Origin of the sequence: Lentzea sokolovensis, assembly GCF_033949975.1 — a bacterium.
Classification (GTDB): Bacteria; Actinomycetota; Actinomycetes; order Mycobacteriales; family Pseudonocardiaceae; genus Lentzea; species Lentzea sokolovensis.
The window spans coordinates 18906-37002 of record NZ_JAXAVU010000012.1 but is presented as its reverse complement, the minus strand read 5'-3'; the positions used below and the strand labels follow the sequence as shown (position 1 = coordinate 37002).

The window sequence follows — 18097 nt, the reverse complement described above, 5'->3', positions numbered from 1 at the left end:
CATGCGGAGGTCGCCGATATATCAGCTCGCGAGCTGATATATCGGCTGGACCGAAGGGCTAGCGCGGTGGTTGGGCGCCTACGACGCTGACCGCGCGGGAGCCTGCCCGGACACCGCCGAGGAGCGCGTCACGCTCCGACGCACCGGACAGCCAGGCCGCGAGGAAGCCCGCGTCGAAAGCATCGCCGGCGCCGGTCGAGTCGACGCACTCGGTGACTTCAGCGGGGACTGAGACCAGCTCGTCGGCGTCGACCCATGCCGCGCCGTCCGGGCCTGAGGTGACCACGACGGCACCGACGTGGGACAGCAGGGACTTCGCCGCGGCCGGTTCGGAGGAGCCGGTGAGGGCGAGGAGTTCGTCGGCGTTGGGGAGCAGGAAGTCGACGCCGCGCACGTCTTCGAGGAACGCCTCGGCCGAGTGGATCAGGACGGCCGCCTGGGGGTCCACGGACGTCGTCCAGCCGGCGGCGCGGGCGGCTTCGAGCACGGCCAGGCCTGCCGGGCGTGAGGTGGCGTCGAGCAGCACGTAGCCGGACAGGTGCAGGTGGCCGTCGGTGCCGGTGAGCAGGCCCGGGTCGAGATCGGCGGGGGAGAAGCGGGCGTTCGCGCCGCGGTCGGGCAGCATCGAGCGCTGGCCGTTCTCGTCGACCAGGACGACGACGCAGCAGGTCGCCAGGTCCTGGTCTACCGCGAAGGCGCACTGGACGCCGGCGTGGGTGAGTTCGGCGTGGACCTGGCGTCCGGCCGAGTCGGCGCCCACGCGGGCCACCAGGACCGGTGAGGCACCGCACGCGGCCAGCCACACGGCCGTGTTGGCGCCGGCACCGCCTGGCTCGATGGTGACCTTCGCGCGCACGTCGCCGCCGTGGGCGATGGGGCCGGAGTGGCGGGCGACCACGTCGAGGCCCGCGTCACCGACGACCACGATCGGCCTCATCGGAACAGCTCGACGGCGACAGCGGCGGCGACCGAGGCGTTGTTGACGACGAGTTCCTCGTTGGCGTCGAGGCTGACGCCCTCGCTCGCGGTGTGGAAGTGCTCCAGCAGGACGGGCGTGACGTCCTTGCCGCGCACGTCGCCGTCGACGAGCTTCTGCAGGCCCTCGGCGAGCAGGCGGTCGTGCAGGGCGGTGTCCATCTCGAACGCGGCGGGGATCGGGTTCGCCAGCAGCATGCCGCGACCACCGGCCGCGAACACGGCGGCGGCCTCGGCGGCGGTCTCGACGCGCCACGGGACGTCGAACTCCGACTCGCGGCGGTAGAAGGCGGGGAAGCGGGACGTCCGGTAGCCGACGACCGGCACCGAACGGGTCTCGAGGACCTCCAGGGTCGCGCCCATGTCCAGGATCGACTTCACGCCGGAGCAGACGATCAGCACCGGCGTCGTCGCCACCACGTCGAGGTCGGCCGACACGTCCCACGTCTCGCGTGCGCCGCGGTGCACGCCGCCGAGGCCGCCGGTCGCGAAGACGCGGATGCCCGCCTGGTGGGCCAGGGCCGTGGTCGAGGCCACGGTCGTCGCGCCGCTGCGGCCCAGGGCGTAGGCGGGGCCCAGGTCGCGCAACGAGAGCTTCACGAGGTCGCCCTGGTTGCAGACGCGGTCGAGCTCGGCGGAGGTGAGGCCGACGTGCGGTACGCCGTCGAGCACGGCGATCGTGGCGGGAACGGCACCGGCCTCCCGCACGACCTTCTCCAGGCGTGCGGCGACGGTCAGATTGCGCGGCGCGGGCAGGCCGTGGGACAGGATGGTGCTCTCAAGAGCGACGACGGGCCGGTTCTCGGCCAGTGCGGCGGCAACTTCATCGGCGATGTGCAGCGTGGTCACGAGGGGACATCATCCCAGGTACCCTGGGCGCGTGAGCACCCAGACTCTTCCTGAGGTCGACGTACGGCCGGACGAGACCGACCAGTCTTCGGACGACACGCCGAAGATGTTCCACTACGTGCGCAAGGCGAAGATCGCCGAGAGCGCCGTGATGGGCACGCACGTGGTCGCGCTGTGCGGCGAGGTCTTCCCGGTCACGCGGTCGCCGAAGCCCGGTTCGCCCGTGTGTCCGGACTGCAAGAAGATCTACGAGAACCTGCCTCCCGGCGGAGACGGCGACTGAGCCTCGCCCCCAGAACTTCACCCGCCCGGCGTCTCGAGTCGACTCGAGACGCCGGGCGTTGCTGTTCTCGTGCCTGCTAGCCCCGCTGTTTCTCTTCTTCGGAGTGCTGGCGCTGCTCCTGGATCTTGAGCGGCGTCGTCAGCTGCGTGTCGGCGGGGGAGGGCGCGGAGTAGACCGTGTCGTCCGTTTCCGGTGCGGGCTGCGCGGTCTCCTCGCGGATGCGGGACGCCGCGCGTTCCATCTCGAGCCTGCGCCAGCGGCGGCGCTGACGGCGGGTCATGCGGGCGGGCCACATGTCCTGGATGGCGCTGTTGAAGTACGCGCCGATCGTGATGGCCAGGCCGATGAAGAACACGAACAGCAGGAACGCGATCGGTGTCGCCAGCGCGCCGTAGGTGTACCCGGTGGTGGTGATCCACTGGATGTACAGGCGCAGGCCGATGGACGACAGGATGAACACCGCCATCGCGAGGATCGCGCCGGGCAGCACGCGGTGGTACGGCAGCCTTCGCGGCAGCGCGACCTTGTAGAGCAGTGACAGCGACAGCACCAGCAGCAGGGCCACGCCGGGGTAGTAGAACCGGCCGACCCACGTCGCGATGTACGGCTGCCAGGACGTGGGGAAGAACTGCGGCAGGACGTCCGGGCCGAGTGCCAGCACCGGCAGGCCGATCACCAGCGCCACCAGGGACACCATGTAGAGCAGCAGGGCGAAGATCCGCTGCCACAGCTCGTTGCGCACGCCGTACTGGCCGTGGGCGACCGTGATCGCGTCGACGAACGACGACATGGCCGACGACCCCGCCCACAGCGAGATCAGGAAGCCGATGGAGACGATCTCGCCCTTGCCGGTCGAGAGGATCTCCGCGACGGTCGGCTGGATCACGTCGTTGACTACGTCGCCGCTGAAGATCGTCCGGGTGAATCCGATGATCTTCTCCTGGACGGAGAGGACGATCTCGGGGCCGAACCAGGTGCCGATCCAGCCCATCGAGCCCAGCACGCCGAGCAGCAGTGGCGGGAACGACAGCGTCTGCCAGAACGCGGCCTCGGCGGCTTCTGAGAAGATGTTGCCTTGCCACGCCTTCGACAGCGTGCGCGCGAGTAGACGCAGCGGCCCTTTGCGGCCGGACCTGCGTGCGTCGTTGTCGGAAGGCGAACCCATCGCAGTGACAAGCATGGTGCATACCGCCACGTTTCGCGGCATCGACGCTCGGAACAGGTACAGTCGCGGTGCCCTCGGCCATCGTCCGCCTGAGGGTATTGCCTTGTTTGACCTGCATAAATGAGGAGAAACACGTCTGTGACAGCGACAGCAGCAATGCGACCGCTGCGGGCATGGCAGCGCCGCGCGCTGACCAAGTACCTGGCCGTGAAGCCGAAGGACTTCCTCGCCGTCGCCACGCCGGGCGCGGGCAAGACGACGTTCGGACTGCGCGTCGCCGCCGAGCTGCTGGCCGATCGGACCATCGAGGCCGTCACGATCGTGACACCCACCGAGCATCTCAAGCACCAGTGGGCGAAAGCGGCCGCCGAGCAGGGCATCCACATCGACTCGAACTTCCGCAACACCAACGCGATGACCTCCCGCGACTACCACGGTGTGGCCGTCACGTACGCACAGGTCGCCGCCCATCCGACGCTGCACCGGGTGCGCACCGAGAACCGCAAGACGCTCGTGCTGCTCGACGAGGTGCACCACGGCGGCGACGCCAAGTCGTGGGGTGACGCGATCCGTGAGGCGTTCACGCCTGCCGTGCGCCGCCTCTGCCTGACCGGCACGCCGTTCCGCTCCGACGACTCGCCGATCCCGTTCGTGCAGTACGAGGAGAGCAACGGCGGCTTCAAGACGTCCAAGGCGGATCACACTTACGGGTACTCCGACGCGTTGCGCGACGGCGTGGTGCGGCCCGTGCTGTTCCTGGCGTACTCCGGTGAGGCGTCGTGGCGGACGAGTGCGGGCGAGGAGTTCACCGCGCGCCTGGGCGAGCCTCTGACCCAGGAGCAGACCGCGCGGGCGTGGCGCACCGCCCTGGACCCGGCCGGCGACTGGGTGGCGTCCGTGCTGCGCGCCGCCGACCAGCGGCTGACCCAGAAGCGCGAGAACGGCCTGCCCGACGCGGGCGGCCTGGTGATCGCCACCGACCAGACCGTCGCGAAGGCCTACGCGCAGGTGCTCCAGCGCGTCACGGGCCACATCCCCACGCTCGTCCTCTCCGACGACCCGAAGGCGTCCGGCAAGATCGCCGAGTTCGCCGCGACGAACGAACGCTGGATGATCGCCGTCCGCATGGTGTCCGAGGGCGTCGACGTGCCGCGGCTCGCCGTCGGCGTCTACGCCACGTCGTCGTCGACGCCGTTGTTCTTCGCCCAGGCCATCGGCCGCTTCGTGCGCAACCGGAAGCCCGGTGAGACCGCCTCGGTGTTCCTGCCCTCGGTACCGGTGCTGCTGGCGCTCGCGTCCGAGCTGGAGGCCGAGCGCGACCACGTCCTGGGCAAGCCGCACCGCGAGAAGGACGGCTGGGACGACGAGCTGATGGCGGCGGCCAATCAGACCAAGGACGAACCCGGTGAGGACGAACGCGCCTTCACCGCCCTGGGCACCACCGCCGAGCTCGACCAGGTGATCTTCGACGGCTCGTCGTTCGGCGCGCCGACCCTCGCGGGCTCCGAGGAGGAGCAGGAGTACCTCGGCCTGCCGGGACTGCTGGAGCCCGACCAGGTGCGGACCCTGCTGCTGCAGCGGCAGGAGGAGCAGATGGCGACCGCAGCCAAACGCCCCAAGCCCGAGGTCGCGGTGCGGGAGGCGAGGCCCGTCGGCGTGCAGGAACGCCTCGCGTCACTGCGCAAGGAGCTCAACACTCTCGTCGCGATGCACCACCACCGCACGAAGAAGCCGCACGGCAAGATCCACAACCAGCTGCGCGAGTACTGCGGTGGGCCACCGACCGCGATGGCCACCATCGAGCAGCTCGAAGAGCGGATCTCGACCCTGCGCTCCTGGTAGAACAGGTTCCCGATATCCGATATATCAGTTGCGGGTGACGGCGACGGCCAGCGTGTCGTAGTGCGTCGTGAAGCGGCCGCCGATCGCGTCGATCGCGCCGCCGACGTCGTCGAGGAGTCCGGTGACCTGCTCGGTGCCGAGCAGGGCCATCGGGCCCATGGTGAGCATGAGGTCGAGGTAGTCGGCCGTCGTGTAGGTCTGCTCCCAGCTCGCCCGCCACTGGTCGGTGTGGGAGAACGCACCGGTGCCGACGAACGCCTCACCGGTGCGCACGCAGCCCGCCTGATAGGCCTCGAACGCCTCGTCACGGCTCTGGCCGACGCGGAACGGGATGTCCGGCGCCGCCTTCCGGTAGGCGTCCATGAAGGCCTGGGCGATCGGCTCCGGCGGCGCGAACACGTGCCAGAGCGCCACGAACACCCCGCCGGGCCGCAACGCCCGTGCCACCTGACGGGGGCCCGCCTCGGGGTCGACCCAGTGCCACGACTGCCCGGCGACGACGGCGTCGAACTCGCGGCCGGCGGGATCCCAGGTCTCGAACTTCGACACCTCGACGGGCACCCCGGTGCCGCGGGCGAACTCGGCCATCCGCTCGTCGTGCTCGACGCCGAGCACCTCGCACCCACCCGCGAGCAGCGGGCGGGACAGGACGCCGGTGCCGCAGCCGACATCGACCACGCGGGGCCCCGGACTGACCTCGATGATCTTCCGCACCAGCTCGTCCGGGTAGGCCGGGCGGGTGCGGTCGTAGCGAGCCGCGTCGGCACCGAACGAGTTCGCCAGCCTTTCGGCGGCTTCCTTGTCGACGGTCATGCACCCAACCTAGGGATGTCCGGGAGGTGACAGGCGAGTGTTCGCCGCGGGCGATATCCGATATATCGCCGCTGGAATCAGTAGCGTGGTGGTAACGCTCTCACGACTCTCAGTGACTAAATTTCGCCAGGGTTACCGCATCGTTGCGACTTAATCGATCCAGTGTGGTTCCGGTCACGCATATGTCAGGCATACGTTGTGCGCCACAACATTCTCTGTGACACAGCGCAGTGAAAGGGATGGCGGATGCGCAGCAAGACTCTCGCTTCCATCGCTGTTACCGCGGGCCTCGCCCTGGCGGTTACGGCGTGCGGCGCCAACACGTCCTCCAACACCGGAGGAAGCACCGAATCGAACTCTGGCAGCGGCACGGGCGCGAAGGTCGGCGTGATCCTGCCCGAGACCAAGACCTCCGCCCGCTGGGAGGGCTTCGACAAGCCCCTCCTCGAGGCGGCTCTGAAGGCCGAGGGTCTCGACCCCGACATTCAGAACGCCCAGGGCGACGTCCAGAAGTTCAGCACCCTCGCCGACGGCATGATCAACAACGGCGTCAAGGTCCTGATCATCGCCACGCCCAACAGCGAGGTCGGTGCCTCCGTCGCCAAGAAGGCGCAGGCCCAGGGCATCCAGGTCATCGACTACGACCGCCTGAACCTCGGTGGCTCCTCGTCCTACTACGTGTCGTTCGACAACGTGAAGGTCGGCGAGCTGCAGGGCCAGGGTCTGGCCGACGCGCTCAAGGACAAGCCGCAGGGCGCCAACGTCATCGAGATCGAGGGCGCGCCGACGGACAACAACGCGACCCTCTTCGCGGACGGCCAGAAGAAGATCCTCAAGCCGCTGTACGACTCGGGCAAGCTCAAGCTCGTCCAGTCGCAGCCGATCGACGACTGGGACAACCAGAAGGGTGGTCAGGTCTTCGAGCAGATCCTGACCGGCAACGGCGGCAAGGTGGACGGCGTCGTCGCCGCGAACGACGGCCTCGCCGGCGCTGTGATCACGGTCCTCAAGAAGGTCGGCCTCAACGGCAAGGTTCCGGTCACCGGTCAGGACGCCACCCCGGACGGTCTGCAGGCCGTGCTCCGCGGCGACCAGTACATGACGGTGTTCAAGCCGATCAAGGAAGAGGCCGAGGCCGCCGCCAAGCTGGCCGGTCTGCTGGCCAAGGGCGACACCGCCGGCGCCGACAAGCTGGCCTCAGGCGTCACCAAGGACGCCAAGGGCAACCGCGACGTCAAGTCCGTGCTGCTCACGTCCCAGCTGATCACGAAGGACAAGGTCAAGACCGTCGTCGACGCCGCCTTCGTCAAGGCCGCTGAGATCTGCGTGGCCGACACCCAGGCTGCCTGCACCGAGCTCGGCATCAAGTAAGACCGCTCGCGGTGAAGGCGGGGTGCGCATCTGACGCACCCCGCCTCTCGCCGCGTGGTAACCACGGAGGAAACCCAGTGAGCGAGCCGATTCTCGAGCTGCGCGGCATCAACAAGAGCTTCGGTCCCGTGCACGTCCTGCACGACATCGACCTCGACGTCCAACCCGGCGAGGTCACCGCTCTCGTCGGAGACAACGGCGCGGGCAAGTCGACGCTGGTCAAGTGCATCGCGGGCATCCACCCGACCGATTCGGGCGAGGTCCTGTTCGCCGGCGAGCCGGTGCACATCAAGGGCCCGCGCGACGCCGCGGACCTCGGGATCGAGGTCGTCTACCAGGACCTGGCCCTGGCGGACAACCTCGACATCGTCCAGAACATGTTCCTCGGCCGAGAGCGCACCAAGGGTGGCCTGCTCGACGAGACGGACATGGAGCAGGCGGCGCGCAAGACGCTGGCGTCGCTGTCCGTGCGCACGGTCAAGTCGGTTCGCACGCAGGTGTCGTCGCTGTCCGGCGGTCAGCGCCAGACCGTGGCGATCGCCAAGGCCGTGCTGTGGAACAGCAAGGTCGTGCTGCTCGACGAGCCCACCGCCGCACTCGGCGTCGCCCAGACGCGGCAGGTGCTCGACCTGGTCCGCAGGCTCGCGGAGCAGGGCCTGGGGGTCGTGCTGATCAGCCACAACATGAACGACGTCTTCGAGGTCGCCGACAAGATCGCGTGCCTCTACCTCGGCCGCATGGCCGCCGTCGTGTCGTCCAAGGACGTCACCCACGGCCAGGTCGTCGAGCTGATCACCGCCGGTCGTTCCGGCGACCTGGGCATCGCCCGCCCCGAGGCGGCGACGATCTGATGAGTACCGAAGAGGCGAAGAGCATGACCGACACCACCGAAACGCACGAGTCGGAGGCTGCCCAACAGGGCGCCATCTCCGACTTCGGCATCGACACGACCTCCCGTTCCACCAGCGAGGCCGTCAGGGACTACTGGGCCAGCGTCCGCGGTGGCGAGCTCGGCTCACTGCCCGCACTGCTCGGACTGATCGTGCTTCTCATCGTGTTCAGTTCGCTGTCCGAATCGTTCTTCACCCTCGGCAACCTCGCCAACCTGCTCCAGCAGGGCGCCAGCATCACCATCATCGCGATGGGCCTGGTGTTCGTGCTGCTGCTCGGCGAGATCGACCTGTCCGCCGGCACCGCGTCCGGCGTGACGGCCTCGGTGATGGCGCTGGACCTGATCCACGGCGGCAACCTGCTCGGTGGCATGGGCGACGGGGTCTTCTACGTCTTCTGCGGCTGGCTGGTCCTCGCGGTCGGCCTCTCGCTGCTGATGCGCCTGTGGACCGGCGTCGTGCTGTCCGGCATCGCGCTGGTCATCGCTCTGCTCGGCGTGCCCGCGAACGCGTGGATCGGCATGCTGCTGGCGATCTGCGTCGGCGCGTCGATCGGCTGCATCACCGGCTACCTGGTCGCGAAGATCGGCATCCCGTCGTTCGTGGTGACCCTGGCGCTGTTCCTCGTGTGGAGCGGTGTGGTGCTGCAGTTCATCGGCCAGGGCGGCACGCTCGGCCTGCGTGACGACACGATCTTCCAGGTCGCCAACGGCAACATCGGCACCGCCGGGTCGTGGATCCTGTGCGTGGTCGCGGTCGGCGGCTACGCGGCCCTCGTGCTCAACCGTCACTTCACCCGGCTGCGCAAGGGACTCGTCGCCCAGCCGACCGCGCTGGTCCTGACCAAGATCGGCGGCCTCGCGCTGCTGGCCGCGGTCGCCACGTTCGCGCTGACGCAGAACCGGTCGCCCAGCACCCTCGTGGTGATCGCGGGCGTGCCGTACGTCGTGCCGCTGGTGCTCGTCCTGCTGGTGATCGGCACGTTCGTGCTCGACCGCACCAGCTACGGCCGTCACCTCTACGCGGTCGGCGGCAACAAGGAGGCCGCGCGCCGCGCCGGCATCAACGTGGAGAAGATCCGGATGAGTGTCTTCGTGATCGCCTCCTCGGCGGCGGCGATCGGCGCCATCGTCTACTCCTCGAAGGTCGGCTCGGTCGACCCGAACGCCGGTGGCGGCAACACCCTGCTGATGTCGGTCGGTGCGGCCGTCATCGGTGGCACGTCGCTGTTCGGCGGCAAGGGCCGGCTGCGTGACGCCGTCATCGGTGGTGCGGTACTGGCGGTCATCGCGAACGGCATGGGCCTGCTCAAGCAGCCCTCCGCCGTCGTGTTCATGGTGACCGGCCTGGTCCTGCTGCTCGCCGCGAGCGTCGACGCGTTGTCCCGCCGCCGGGCGGCCACGTCGGCTCGCTGACGAGGTGACAGGACCTACGTCCGGCACTCGTCCCGACGAGATCCGCAGGCACAACAGGACGGCGTTGCTGCGCCGCCTGCACATCGACGGACCGTCCACCAGGGCGTCGCTCGCGGCTGAGCTCGGTCTCAACCGCAGCACGATCAAGGCCCTGGTGGACGGCCTCGCCGAAGCCGGTGTCGTCGCCGAACGCGTGCCCGCTCTGCGCAGCGGAGCGGGCCGCCCGTCCCTTCTCGTGCTGCCCCAGCCCAGCGCCGCCGTCGTCATCGCGATCGACGTGCGCGTCGAGCACGTCGCGATGGGGTTCGTCGGCCTCGGCGGGGAGATCCTCGGGCGGGACAGCTGGAACCTGCACCGGACGCGTGATCCGGGGGAGGTCATCACGCACATCGTCGAGTCGGCGCGCCTCATGGCCGACGACCTCGACGCCACCGCGGTCGGGGTGGGCGTCTCGGTGCCCGGTGTCGTGCGACGCGCCGACGGGCACGTGCACGAGGCACCCAACCTGCACTGGACCGGTGTGGCACTCGGCAAGCGCCTGGAGGCGGTGCTGAAGCTGCCGGTCCAGGTCGGCAACGACGCGGAGCTCGGCGCACTCGCGGAACACGTGCGCGGGGCGGCGCGGGAGTCCGCGGACATGGTCTACATCTCCGCGGACGTCGGCGTCGGCGGGGGAGTGATCCTGTCCGGGCAGCCGTTGCGCGGCTCCGGCGGCTACGTCGGCGAACTCGGGCACATGGTCGTCAACCCGCGCGGCCTGCGGTGCTACTGCGGCTGCGACGGCTGCTGGGAGACCGAGGTGGGCGAACCGGCGTTGTGCCGGGCCCTGGGCCTTCCCGACGACGCACCACGCGGCGCCGTCGTCGCGGCACTGCGGGCGCTGGACGACCCGTCGGTGCTCGACGAGTTCGCCGACTGGCTCGCACTGGGGCTCGCGAACATCGTCAACGTCCTCGGCCCGGAACTCGTCGTGCTCGGCGACCTGTACACGGCGCTGCCGGCGTCGGTGGTGGACTCGGTGAGCGCGGCCGTGCAGGTGCGCAGCCTGGTCTCCCGCGCGGTGGGCGGAACCCAAGTCGTGACCTCTCCGCTGGGCCGCGACGCGAAGCTCGTCGGAGCGGCCGAACTGGCCTTCGAACCCGTCCTGGACGCTCTGTGAAGCACTGGAAAAGCGAAGGGGGCGGAGATCCCTGGAGGATCTCCGCCCCGAGCGGCTAGGTGGGGTGGAAGTCAGCCCTGCTGAATTTCAGCAGCGAGTTCGCGCAATTTCTCACTGTGCGCCCGGGCGTGGTGCCCGCAGAACAGCAGCTCGCCCCCGGACGGGAGCAAAGCGCGAACCTGGGCAGCAGCCCCGCAGCGGTCGCAGCGGTCGGCAGCGGTCAACTCGGGGCGGGTGAGTGCTGCAGTCATGATGAATCTCCCTCCGTCCCGGCAACGGAACTGAGGTGTTCCGGTGCCCTCTTACCAAGCTGCGACCACAGCGCCCCTGGCAGGTGCGCGGTGCTCGCTGGCTCCACTCTGACAGACGTTTCGGCGATAGTCAGTGTTCCCGTGTACGTGGCGACTCGCGTCACTATCGGATTTACCCGCCTGCAGCAGGACTACACCTGGGTTTGCCACCGGTTCACCGTCTTGACACGCACGCTGAGCAACCAGAAACCCGCTGGTGGAGCAGCACGTTCGGGCCATCCGGTCGGTTGCGTGCGGCCGGGAGTGTGATATCGGTTGCCCTTGTCCGCCCTCCGCGAACAGGTCACGAACGTCCCACGATTCGGACGCGGAACCGTGATCAAAATCCCGATCGAGCGCTTGTTCAGGCCTGTCCGATCAGCTCGCGAGGGCTGCGCTGATCGCACGTGCGGCGTGTCCCACGGCCTCCCTCAGAGCCGTGGCGCTGTGTCCGTTGTCGAGCACCGCGCACACCGTGCCGATGACGCTGCTGGACGGCGTGCGCACCGGAGCGCTGACGAACTCCATGCCCGCCGGCACCGTCGCCCCAGGCCGCAACCGGGCCACGTCCTCGGCCCGCACGATGCTCGCCGCCGCGACCAGCACCCGGTCCCGCCGCGGCACCGCGAGGATCGTCGACGTCCTGATCGTCGCCGACAACGCCCGCAACGGCTGCCGAGCCACCAGCAGAATGCCCGGCGCGGGTTCCCAGGCCTGTCCGAACCGGAACATCTGTGCGCCGATGCGGTAGCGGCCACGCACGTTCTCCACCGCGCCGAGGACTTCCATCTGCTCCAGAAGGCGATGCACCGTCGTCTTCGGCATGTCGCAGCGATCAGCGAGCTGCGTGAGCCCCAGCTCACCGTCGTCCGTCAGCTTGTCCAGCAGGGAGAAAGCCCCTTCGAGTACCGACCTGCCCATGTTTTCCCGCCCCCTCGTTCCGTTGTCCGGAACTGCCCCTGTGCACCCCTCCGGCACAGCCACACACTTGATGGTGTCGCGGACGCATGGGCGGCACATGAGTACAGGGGTACTCATCTTTCGGATGCGTTCGATCTCGGCTGCTCAGGCCAGGGCAGCACGGTGAGCTCCGGCCACTGCCCGCGCCACCGCGCGGTCTTCGCCTCGTAGACGTCGCGGGGAGCGAGCACGGGGTTGGGGCGGACGACGAGGTTGAACACGTCAGCGAGACCGTGTGGCGCGTAGACACGCCACTTGCCGCTGGATTCGAGACGGATGCCCAGGCAGCACGTGGTCGCCGCGAACGAGTCGATGGCCGCTTCGGTGGACGTGTGGGGCGCGCAGGGAACGCCGAAATGATCCTCGTACCAGAGGTGCACCCGTGCCTCGTTGCGGATCTCGACGACCGCGGGCAGATCGGTGAACGCGCGCTCACCGGCCTGGATGACCTCGTTCTCGGCGTCCCAGCCGAGATCGGAGTCGTCGAAATAGAACAGGTCGTAGTCCCTGATGCCTTCGGCCGGTGGACGGCCGGTGACCACGTTCCACACCGTCTGGAACACGCACCCGGCGGTCAGGTACCACCTGGGGAGGTCCAACTCCGCGGCGCCGCGCAGCACCTCCACGAGGACCTCGTTGTGCGCGAGGGTGGCACACAGCGCGTCGACCTGTTCGTCCACCGGCAGCCGGCCGAGAATCATGCCGCAGCAAAACACAACAGCCCCGCACCGAACCGGTGCGGGGCTGTGTGCGTATGACTGGGTAAGACCTAGTCGAGGTAGTCGCGCAGAACCTGCGAGCGCGACGGGTGACGCAGCTTCGACATCGTCTTGGACTCGATCTGGCGGATGCGCTCACGCGTGACGCCGTAGACCTGACCGATCTCGTCCAGCGTGCGCGGCTGGCCGTCGGTGAGGCCGAAGCGCAGCCGGACGACGCCCGCCTCGCGCTCGGACAGCGTCGCGAGCACGGACTGGAGCTGGTCCTGCAGCAGCGTGAACGAGACGGCGTCGACAGCGACGACGGCCTCGGAGTCCTCGATGAAGTCACCGAGCTGGCTGTCGCCCTCGTCGCCGATCGTCTGGTCCAGCGAGATGGGCTCACGCGCGTACTGCTGGATCTCCAGCACCTTCTCGGGCGTGATGTCCATTTCCTTGGCGAGCTCCTCCGGGGTGGGCTCGCGGCCCAGGTCCTGGAGCAGTTCGCGCTGGATGCGACCGAGCTTGTTGATGACCTCGACCATGTGCACCGGGATGCGGATGGTGCGGGCCTGGTCGGCCATCGCGCGGGTGATCGCCTGCCGGATCCACCAGGTGGCGTACGTGGAGAACTTGTAGCCCTTGGTGTAGTCGAACTTCTCGACAGCGCGGATCAGACCCAGGTTGCCCTCCTGGATCAGGTCCAGGAACGCCATGCCACGGCCGGTGTAGCGCTTGGCCAGCGACACGACGAGACGGAGGTTCGCCTCGAGCAGGTGGTTCTTGGCGCGCTCGCCGTCACGGACGATCCAGCGCAGGTCACGGCGCAGCTGCGGGGTGAGCTTCTCCGCGTCCTCCTCGGAGCGGCGCACGCGCTCGGCGGCGTAGAGACCCGCCTCGATGCGCTTGGCGAGCTCGACCTCCTCCTCTGCGTTGAGGAGGGCGACCTTGCCGATCTGCTTGAGGTAGGCGCGGACCGAGTCGGCCGAGGCGGTGAGCTCCGCGTCCTTGCGCGCCTGGCGCAGGGCCTCGGACTCCTCCTCGTCCCAGACGAAGTCGCCCGTCTTGCTGTCGGCGGTGTCCTCCGCCTCCTCGGGCTCGTCCACGACGGGCTCGTCGACGATCTCGACGTCCTCGACGAGGTCCTCGGCGCCGGGAGCGCCTTCGATGTCATCAGGCTCGTCGCCGCTCTTGGCGGCGCCCTTCGCGGCAGGATCGGCCTTGCCGGCCGTCTTGCGCGGGGCCTTGGCGGCGGCTGCGGGCTTCTTCGCTGCCGCAGCGGTCGTCTTGCGCTTCGGCTTCTCCTCGGCCTCGCCGGCCGCGGTCGCCTTGGTGGTCCTGGCGGCGCTCGCGGCGGAGCTGGAGCGTCGGGTTGCGGATTCTGCGGCTGCCACGTACGCCCTTTCGCGACGGTCGTTCACGGCAAACCAGAGGGCGCGAAACCTCGGTCGCCAGAGTTCGGGGGATCTCCCCGCCGATCTTGCTTGGCGGGTGTGCGTTCCATTGTAACGACGTCCGTGACTCGGTGTTGCGCCCCGAGGTGCTTCGAGGCGCTCTCACCTGCGTTCTCGCAGCTAGATCGAGTCGGACACGTTTCGGTGTCGAACGCTCGTCAAGGCCTGACGCCGTGCGCGGCGGCCCACGCGGCACCGACGATGCCCGCGTCGTTCTTGAGCGCTGCGGCGACGACCTCGGTGCGGACCTCGAGCAACGGCAACCACTTGTGCGCCTTCTTGCTCACGCCACCGCCCGCGATGACGAGGTCCGGCCAGATGAGGTCCTCGAGCACATTGATGTACCTGGTCACCCTGGGCGTCCACTCCTCCCAGGACAGGCCCTTGTCCTCCTTCACGGAGGCGGCCGCGCGCGATTCCGCGTCGTGCCCGTCGACCTGGAGGTGGCCGAACTCGGTGTTCGGGACGAGCTTGCCGTCGAGGAACACCGCGCTGCCGATGCCCGTGCCGAACGTCAGCAGCACCACGGTCCCGTTCTTGCCGACGCCCGCGCCGAACGACATCTCCGCGATGCCGGCCGCGTCCGCGTCGTTCATCACGACGATGTCCTCGGGCTTGCGCTTGAGGCGCTCGGCGAAGAGCTGCTGGGCGTCGCAGTTGATCCAGCCCTTGTCCACGTTCGCGGCGCTGAGGGCGACACCGTGCTTGACCACGCACGGCAGCGTGACGCCGACCGGGCCGTCCCACTGGAACTTCTCGACGATCTCCGCGACGACCTCCGCCACCGCCTCCGGTGTCGAAGGCTGGGGCGTGGGGATCCGCAAGCGTTCGCCGTCCAGTGCTCCTGCTTCGAGGTCGACCAGGCCGCCCTTGACGCCCGAGCCGCCGATGTCCACACCGAACCCGCGGGTGATGCCCATCCCCGTGGTCCTTCCTACTCGATCCTGCTTGCTTCGATTCAGTACCTGTGGTGCGCAGACATTAGCCTGACGGTCTCCGATAGTCCCGTGCTAGTGACGCAGGAGGGAACCGGTCGTGTTCGATCCCCGGCCACTCGTCGACATCGCGACGGCCATCGGACGGGAAGCGGGCGCTCTTGTTCAGCGCATGCGTGCTTCCGCCGTCGTCTCGTTCGACACCAAGAGCACATCGACGGACGTGGTGACCGCCGCGGACCGCGCCTCAGAACAACTCGTCCGGACGCGTCTTTCCGAGTTGCGTCCCGGCGAGCCGGTGCTCGGCGAGGAAGAAGGCGGTCCAGGAGACGGTGCTGCCGTCGAGGGCCTGACCTGGGTGGTCGACCCCATCGACGGCACCGTCAACTACCTCTACGGAATCCCCTGGTACTCGGTGTCGATCGCAGCGCAGCTCGACGGCGAGTCCGTCGCGGGCGCCGTGGTGGAACCGGCGACCGGCCGCGTGTGGACCGCCGCACGCGGCTACGGCTCCTACTTGGACGGTGCGCCGTTGCGCGTCTCCGCGACGACCGACCTCTCCCTGTCGTTGCTGGGGTACGGGTTCGCCTACCGGCCGGAACGGCGTCAGCGGCAGGCGGACGCGTGGGCGCGGATGTCGACTCGGGTGCGTGACCTGCGCCGGGCCGGTGCGGCGTCGCTGGACCTCTGCTCGGTGGCCGCCGGAAGGCTCGACGCCTACACGGAGCACGGTCTCGGCCGGTGGGACTGGGCGGCCGGCGCGCTGATCGCCGCGGAGGCCGGCGCGGTCGTGCGGCTGCCGGGTTCCTCTCCCGAACTGGGGGAGGACGCGACGTTCGCCGCCGCGCCCGGCATCGCCGACGCCCTGTACGGCGCACTCTCCGAGTCGGGCTTCGGCGAGGTCTGAATCAGCAGGTCAGAGCGCTAATATACTGGTTGTGCAAGGAACGTTTGCGGACGTCCGCAAACGTTCCTTGCATGAAGGGGTGGTGGTGCGGTGCTCGCAGATGATCAGGAACAGGTGACGTCGCGCGCGCCGGCCAGGTTGTCGGCGCTGAGCGTCGGCGGGGCGGCCGCGGCCACCTGACCGCCCTGCTGCTCCGGCTGCTGCTCGGCCCACTCCTTGAGCTGGTCGAGCACCTTGCGGGCGTCGCTGTTCGGCTTGACCTCGTCGAACTTCTTGCCGATCGCGATGTCGAGAGTCGCGTCCTGGCGGTCGTCGCGCACCAGTTCCAGGCACGGCTCCAGCAGCGACAGCGTCCTCGCGGCCGACGCACCGGGCGCGCCGAAGCGGATCTGGCCGCGGCAGTTCATGTCGCCCGCCGGGTACACCAGGTCGTTGCCGGGGTCAGCCGCCTGCTTCAGGCCGAGCTCGGTGAACATCGTGGCGACGGCCTTGGCGTGGTTGCGCTGCGTCGAGGCGTTGACGACCTTGAAGTTGACCTCGCCGACCGGCACCGGGTTCGTGCGGTCGAGCGCGTCGTGTTCCAGGACGGTGCCGAGCGCGGGCGGCGGTGCCGTCGACGTGGCGCCGGCCGGATCGGCCCCCGCGACCGCCGAGGTCGTCGTCGCGACGTTGCCAGGCACGTTGCACTTGATGGCCGCGTCCACGTCGCTCGCGTTGCCGAGCACCTTCACCCACACGAACACGGAACTGACCAACAGCACCGCGAACAGGACGAGCGCGGGCACGGGCCGACGCCTCTTGTAAGGCGTCAAGCTTCCCGATGCGGATCCCACGTTCGAGTCCTCCCCGTGATCCGTCCCCTGAGGTCAGCCTAGGCCCTGCCCGGCTGTTGCGCGCCCTGACGTGCGTGACCGAACGCACCGGCCTGATTGCTCACAGTCAGGACGGTATCGGCCCGGCGTCAGGTTGCACGCCAGAGCACACGTGCTCCCGCACAGGGTATCGGTCCAGCGTAGAAAGGTCGTGTCACCCGTCCGGTCGGTAAGGGGTAACCCGATGACGAGCCACCTGGACAATGAGCTACCCTCTGCGCGCTCCGCACACATTTCGATCAAGCCGACGGTCACGTCAAGGGGGTTGGCTTGCCCGCCGGGTGTGCGAGACCTACGTCACCTTGACGTGGGGCACAAAAGAGGTCGCTGGAGCGTTAACCAGCGACACGAACAGTCTCCGTAGACCGCAGGGGTGAAGAAGATGGCGACCGACTACGACGCGCCGCGTCGCAGCGAGGCGGACGAACTCGCTGAAGACTCCCTCGAGGAGTTGAAAGCCCGGCGGAACGAGACGCAGTCCGGCGTCGTCGACGTCGACGAGGACGCGAGCGCGGAGAACTTCGAGCTTCCGGGCGCCGACCTGTCCGGCGAGGAGCTCACGTTCAAGGTCCTGCCCAAGCAGGCCGACGAGTTCACGTGCTCGAAGTGCTTCCTGGTGCACCACCGCAGCAGGCTCGCCGAGGACAACGGCGGCACGTACATCTGCCGGGACTGCGCCTGAGTTCAGTCCTCCGAAGAAAGAACTGGGCGCTCACCCTCACGGGTGGCGCCCAGTTGTGTTCTTTCAGGACTTGATCGCGGCGGCGAGCTCGTTCGGATGCCGTGTGCTGATCACCCAGTAGGGCGTCGGGTCCTCCGGGTCGGTCACGCGCACCCGCACGAGCGGCTTGACCCAGCCCCGGTGCACGACGAACGCCGCCGGGTCCAGTTCGCGGCCCATGACCCTGCGGCGGTCCTCGGCGGCGATGATCTCGACCTCGCCGAGCAGTTCCAGCGGGATGTGCGCGTCACCGGCGCGCAGTTCGCCGTCCGCGACCTCCACCTTCGTCGATCCCATCCGCACGATCAGCACGATCGTCAGCGGCAGCAGGATCACGTAGGGCAGCCAGGAACGGACGCCGGGAAAGCCCATGTGCACCTCGGCGGCCAGCAGCGCGGCCGCGAGCAGCGGCAGCGGCCAGATCCACCACGTCACGTACAGGCGTTCGCGGAAGGTCGTAGTGGCGGTCACGGCAGTCTCACTCACGTCGTCAGGGTA

The 18097-nt window shown here is 68.7% G+C and carries 19 protein-coding genes; 8 read left to right on the top strand and 11 right to left on the bottom strand.

Annotation, left to right across the window (positions count from 1 at the left end; genetic code table 11):
- Window positions 1-58: 58 nt before the first annotated feature.
- Both SK854_RS28725 and SK854_RS28720 read right to left on the bottom strand, forming a co-directional pair.
- The gene (locus tag SK854_RS28725) at window positions 59-937 is read right to left on the bottom strand and encodes a carbohydrate kinase family protein (RefSeq protein ID WP_319978238.1); all 879 of its coding nucleotides are present in this window, start codon (window positions 935-937) and stop codon (window positions 59-61) included.
- Entirely contained in the window at window positions 934-1824 is an 891-nt protein-coding gene (locus tag SK854_RS28720; RefSeq protein WP_319978237.1) for a pseudouridine-5'-phosphate glycosidase, read from the bottom strand. Before SK854_RS28720 ends, SK854_RS28725 begins: the two co-directional genes overlap by 4 nt.
- A gap of 31 nt (window positions 1825-1855) precedes the next feature.
- Here SK854_RS28720 and SK854_RS28715 point away from each other — a divergent pair, with 31 nt between their 5' ends.
- Complete coding sequence (locus SK854_RS28715) at window positions 1856-2107, top strand: DUF3039 domain-containing protein (RefSeq protein ID WP_090006425.1); 252 nt, start codon at window positions 1856-1858, stop codon at window positions 2105-2107.
- 76 nt (window positions 2108-2183) lie between these two features.
- On the opposite strand, the gene SK854_RS28710 is transcribed toward SK854_RS28715, so the two are convergent.
- Window positions 2184-3287 carry a YihY/virulence factor BrkB family protein gene (locus SK854_RS28710; protein WP_319978236.1) on the bottom strand — a complete coding sequence of 368 codons (1104 nt, stop codon included), beginning with the start codon at window positions 3285-3287 and terminating at the stop codon, window positions 2184-2186.
- Between the two features lie 141 nt (window positions 3288-3428).
- Between SK854_RS28710 and SK854_RS28705 the strand changes: the two genes are divergently transcribed.
- Entirely contained in the window at window positions 3429-5114 is a 1686-nt protein-coding gene (locus SK854_RS28705; protein ID WP_245822203.1) for a DEAD/DEAH box helicase, read from the top strand.
- 24 nt (window positions 5115-5138) lie between these two features.
- Here the strand turns inward: SK854_RS28705 and SK854_RS28700 are convergent, their stop codons facing one another.
- Window positions 5139-5927 (bottom strand): class I SAM-dependent methyltransferase, encoded by a 789-nt coding sequence (locus SK854_RS28700; protein ID WP_319978235.1) that lies wholly within the window; start codon window positions 5925-5927, stop codon window positions 5139-5141.
- 246 nt (window positions 5928-6173) lie between these two features.
- Between SK854_RS28700 and SK854_RS28695 the strand changes: the two genes are divergently transcribed.
- From SK854_RS28695 to SK854_RS28680, 4 genes are all read left to right on the top strand, one after another.
- Window positions 6174-7298 (top strand): sugar ABC transporter substrate-binding protein, encoded by a 1125-nt coding sequence (locus SK854_RS28695; protein ID WP_319978234.1) that lies wholly within the window; start codon window positions 6174-6176, stop codon window positions 7296-7298.
- A gap of 77 nt (window positions 7299-7375) precedes the next feature.
- Window positions 7376-8149 (top strand): ATP-binding cassette domain-containing protein, encoded by a 774-nt coding sequence (locus tag SK854_RS28690; protein WP_319978233.1) that lies wholly within the window; start codon window positions 7376-7378, stop codon window positions 8147-8149.
- On the top strand, window positions 8149-9603 hold the full coding sequence (locus SK854_RS28685) for a sugar ABC transporter permease (protein ID WP_455032266.1): 1455 nt from the start codon (window positions 8149-8151) through the stop codon (window positions 9601-9603). The genes SK854_RS28690 and SK854_RS28685 overlap by 1 nt, the downstream gene beginning before the upstream one ends.
- A 4-nt stretch (window positions 9604-9607) precedes the next feature.
- Complete coding sequence (locus tag SK854_RS28680) at window positions 9608-10762, top strand: ROK family protein (RefSeq protein ID WP_319978232.1); 1155 nt, start codon at window positions 9608-9610, stop codon at window positions 10760-10762.
- A gap of 71 nt (window positions 10763-10833) precedes the next feature.
- On the opposite strand, the gene SK854_RS28675 is transcribed toward SK854_RS28680, so the two are convergent.
- The 5 genes from SK854_RS28675 to ppgK all read right to left on the bottom strand — a co-directional run bounded on the left by SK854_RS28675 (window position 10834) and on the right by ppgK (window position 15084).
- Window positions 10834-11013: a DUF7455 domain-containing protein gene (locus tag SK854_RS28675; RefSeq protein ID WP_231642793.1), complete on the bottom strand. Its 180-nt coding sequence runs from the start codon at window positions 11011-11013 to the stop codon at window positions 10834-10836.
- A gap of 417 nt (window positions 11014-11430) precedes the next feature.
- The gene (locus SK854_RS28670; protein ID WP_319978231.1) at window positions 11431-11973 is read right to left on the bottom strand and encodes a helix-turn-helix domain-containing protein; all 543 of its coding nucleotides are present in this window, start codon (window positions 11971-11973) and stop codon (window positions 11431-11433) included.
- A gap of 113 nt (window positions 11974-12086) precedes the next feature.
- Window positions 12087-12713: a nucleotidyltransferase family protein gene (locus tag SK854_RS28665; RefSeq protein WP_319978230.1), complete on the bottom strand. Its 627-nt coding sequence runs from the start codon at window positions 12711-12713 to the stop codon at window positions 12087-12089.
- Between the two features lie 68 nt (window positions 12714-12781).
- A complete protein-coding gene (locus SK854_RS28660) occupies window positions 12782-14104 on the bottom strand; it encodes an RNA polymerase sigma factor (RefSeq protein WP_319978229.1) in 1323 nt (440 codons plus the stop codon).
- Between the two features lie 218 nt (window positions 14105-14322).
- Entirely contained in the window at window positions 14323-15084 is a 762-nt protein-coding gene (gene ppgK, locus SK854_RS28655) for a polyphosphate--glucose phosphotransferase (RefSeq protein WP_319978228.1), read from the bottom strand.
- A 115-nt stretch (window positions 15085-15199) separates the two neighbouring features.
- Between ppgK and SK854_RS28650 the strand changes: the two genes are divergently transcribed.
- A complete protein-coding gene (locus tag SK854_RS28650) occupies window positions 15200-16006 on the top strand; it encodes an inositol monophosphatase family protein (RefSeq protein WP_319978227.1) in 807 nt (268 codons plus the stop codon).
- A 104-nt stretch (window positions 16007-16110) separates the two neighbouring features.
- On the opposite strand, the gene cei is transcribed toward SK854_RS28650, so the two are convergent.
- On the bottom strand, window positions 16111-16839 hold the full coding sequence (gene cei / locus SK854_RS28645) for an envelope integrity protein Cei (protein WP_319978226.1): 729 nt from the start codon (window positions 16837-16839) through the stop codon (window positions 16111-16113).
- A 421-nt stretch (window positions 16840-17260) separates the two neighbouring features.
- Here cei and SK854_RS28640 point away from each other — a divergent pair, with 421 nt between their 5' ends.
- Window positions 17261-17560, top strand: a complete 300-nt coding sequence (locus SK854_RS28640; protein ID WP_030474775.1) for a DUF4193 domain-containing protein — start codon at window positions 17261-17263, stop codon at window positions 17558-17560.
- A gap of 63 nt (window positions 17561-17623) precedes the next feature.
- Here SK854_RS28640 and SK854_RS28635 read toward each other — a convergent pair whose 3' ends face one another.
- Window positions 17624-18085 (bottom strand): DUF3093 domain-containing protein, encoded by a 462-nt coding sequence (locus SK854_RS28635; protein WP_319978225.1) that lies wholly within the window; start codon window positions 18083-18085, stop codon window positions 17624-17626.
- Window positions 18086-18097: the final 12 nt, after the last annotated feature.

Coding starts and splice junctions, on each gene's coding strand:
- SK854_RS28695 (WP_319978234.1), top strand. CDS start 6,174: ATGCGCAGCAAGACTCTCGCTTCCATCGCTGTTACCGCGGGCCTCGCC.
- SK854_RS28665 (WP_319978230.1), bottom strand. CDS start 12,713: ATGATTCTCGGCCGGCTGCCGGTGGACGAACAGGTCGACGCGCTGTGT.
- SK854_RS28670 (WP_319978231.1), bottom strand. CDS start 11,973: ATGGGCAGGTCGGTACTCGAAGGGGCTTTCTCCCTGCTGGACAAGCTG.
- ppgK (WP_319978228.1), bottom strand. CDS start 15,084: ATGGGCATCACCCGCGGGTTCGGTGTGGACATCGGCGGCTCGGGCGTC.
- SK854_RS28725 (WP_319978238.1), bottom strand. CDS start 937: ATGAGGCCGATCGTGGTCGTCGGTGACGCGGGCCTCGACGTGGTCGCC.
- SK854_RS28685 (WP_455032266.1), top strand. CDS start 8,149: ATGAGTACCGAAGAGGCGAAGAGCATGACCGACACCACCGAAACGCAC.
- SK854_RS28640 (WP_030474775.1), top strand. CDS start 17,261: ATGGCGACCGACTACGACGCGCCGCGTCGCAGCGAGGCGGACGAACTC.
- SK854_RS28700 (WP_319978235.1), bottom strand. CDS start 5,927: ATGACCGTCGACAAGGAAGCCGCCGAAAGGCTGGCGAACTCGTTCGGT.
- SK854_RS28710 (WP_319978236.1), bottom strand. CDS start 3,287: ATGCTTGTCACTGCGATGGGTTCGCCTTCCGACAACGACGCACGCAGG.
- SK854_RS28675 (WP_231642793.1), bottom strand. CDS start 11,013: ATGACTGCAGCACTCACCCGCCCCGAGTTGACCGCTGCCGACCGCTGC.
- SK854_RS28705 (WP_245822203.1), top strand. CDS start 3,429: ATGCGACCGCTGCGGGCATGGCAGCGCCGCGCGCTGACCAAGTACCTG.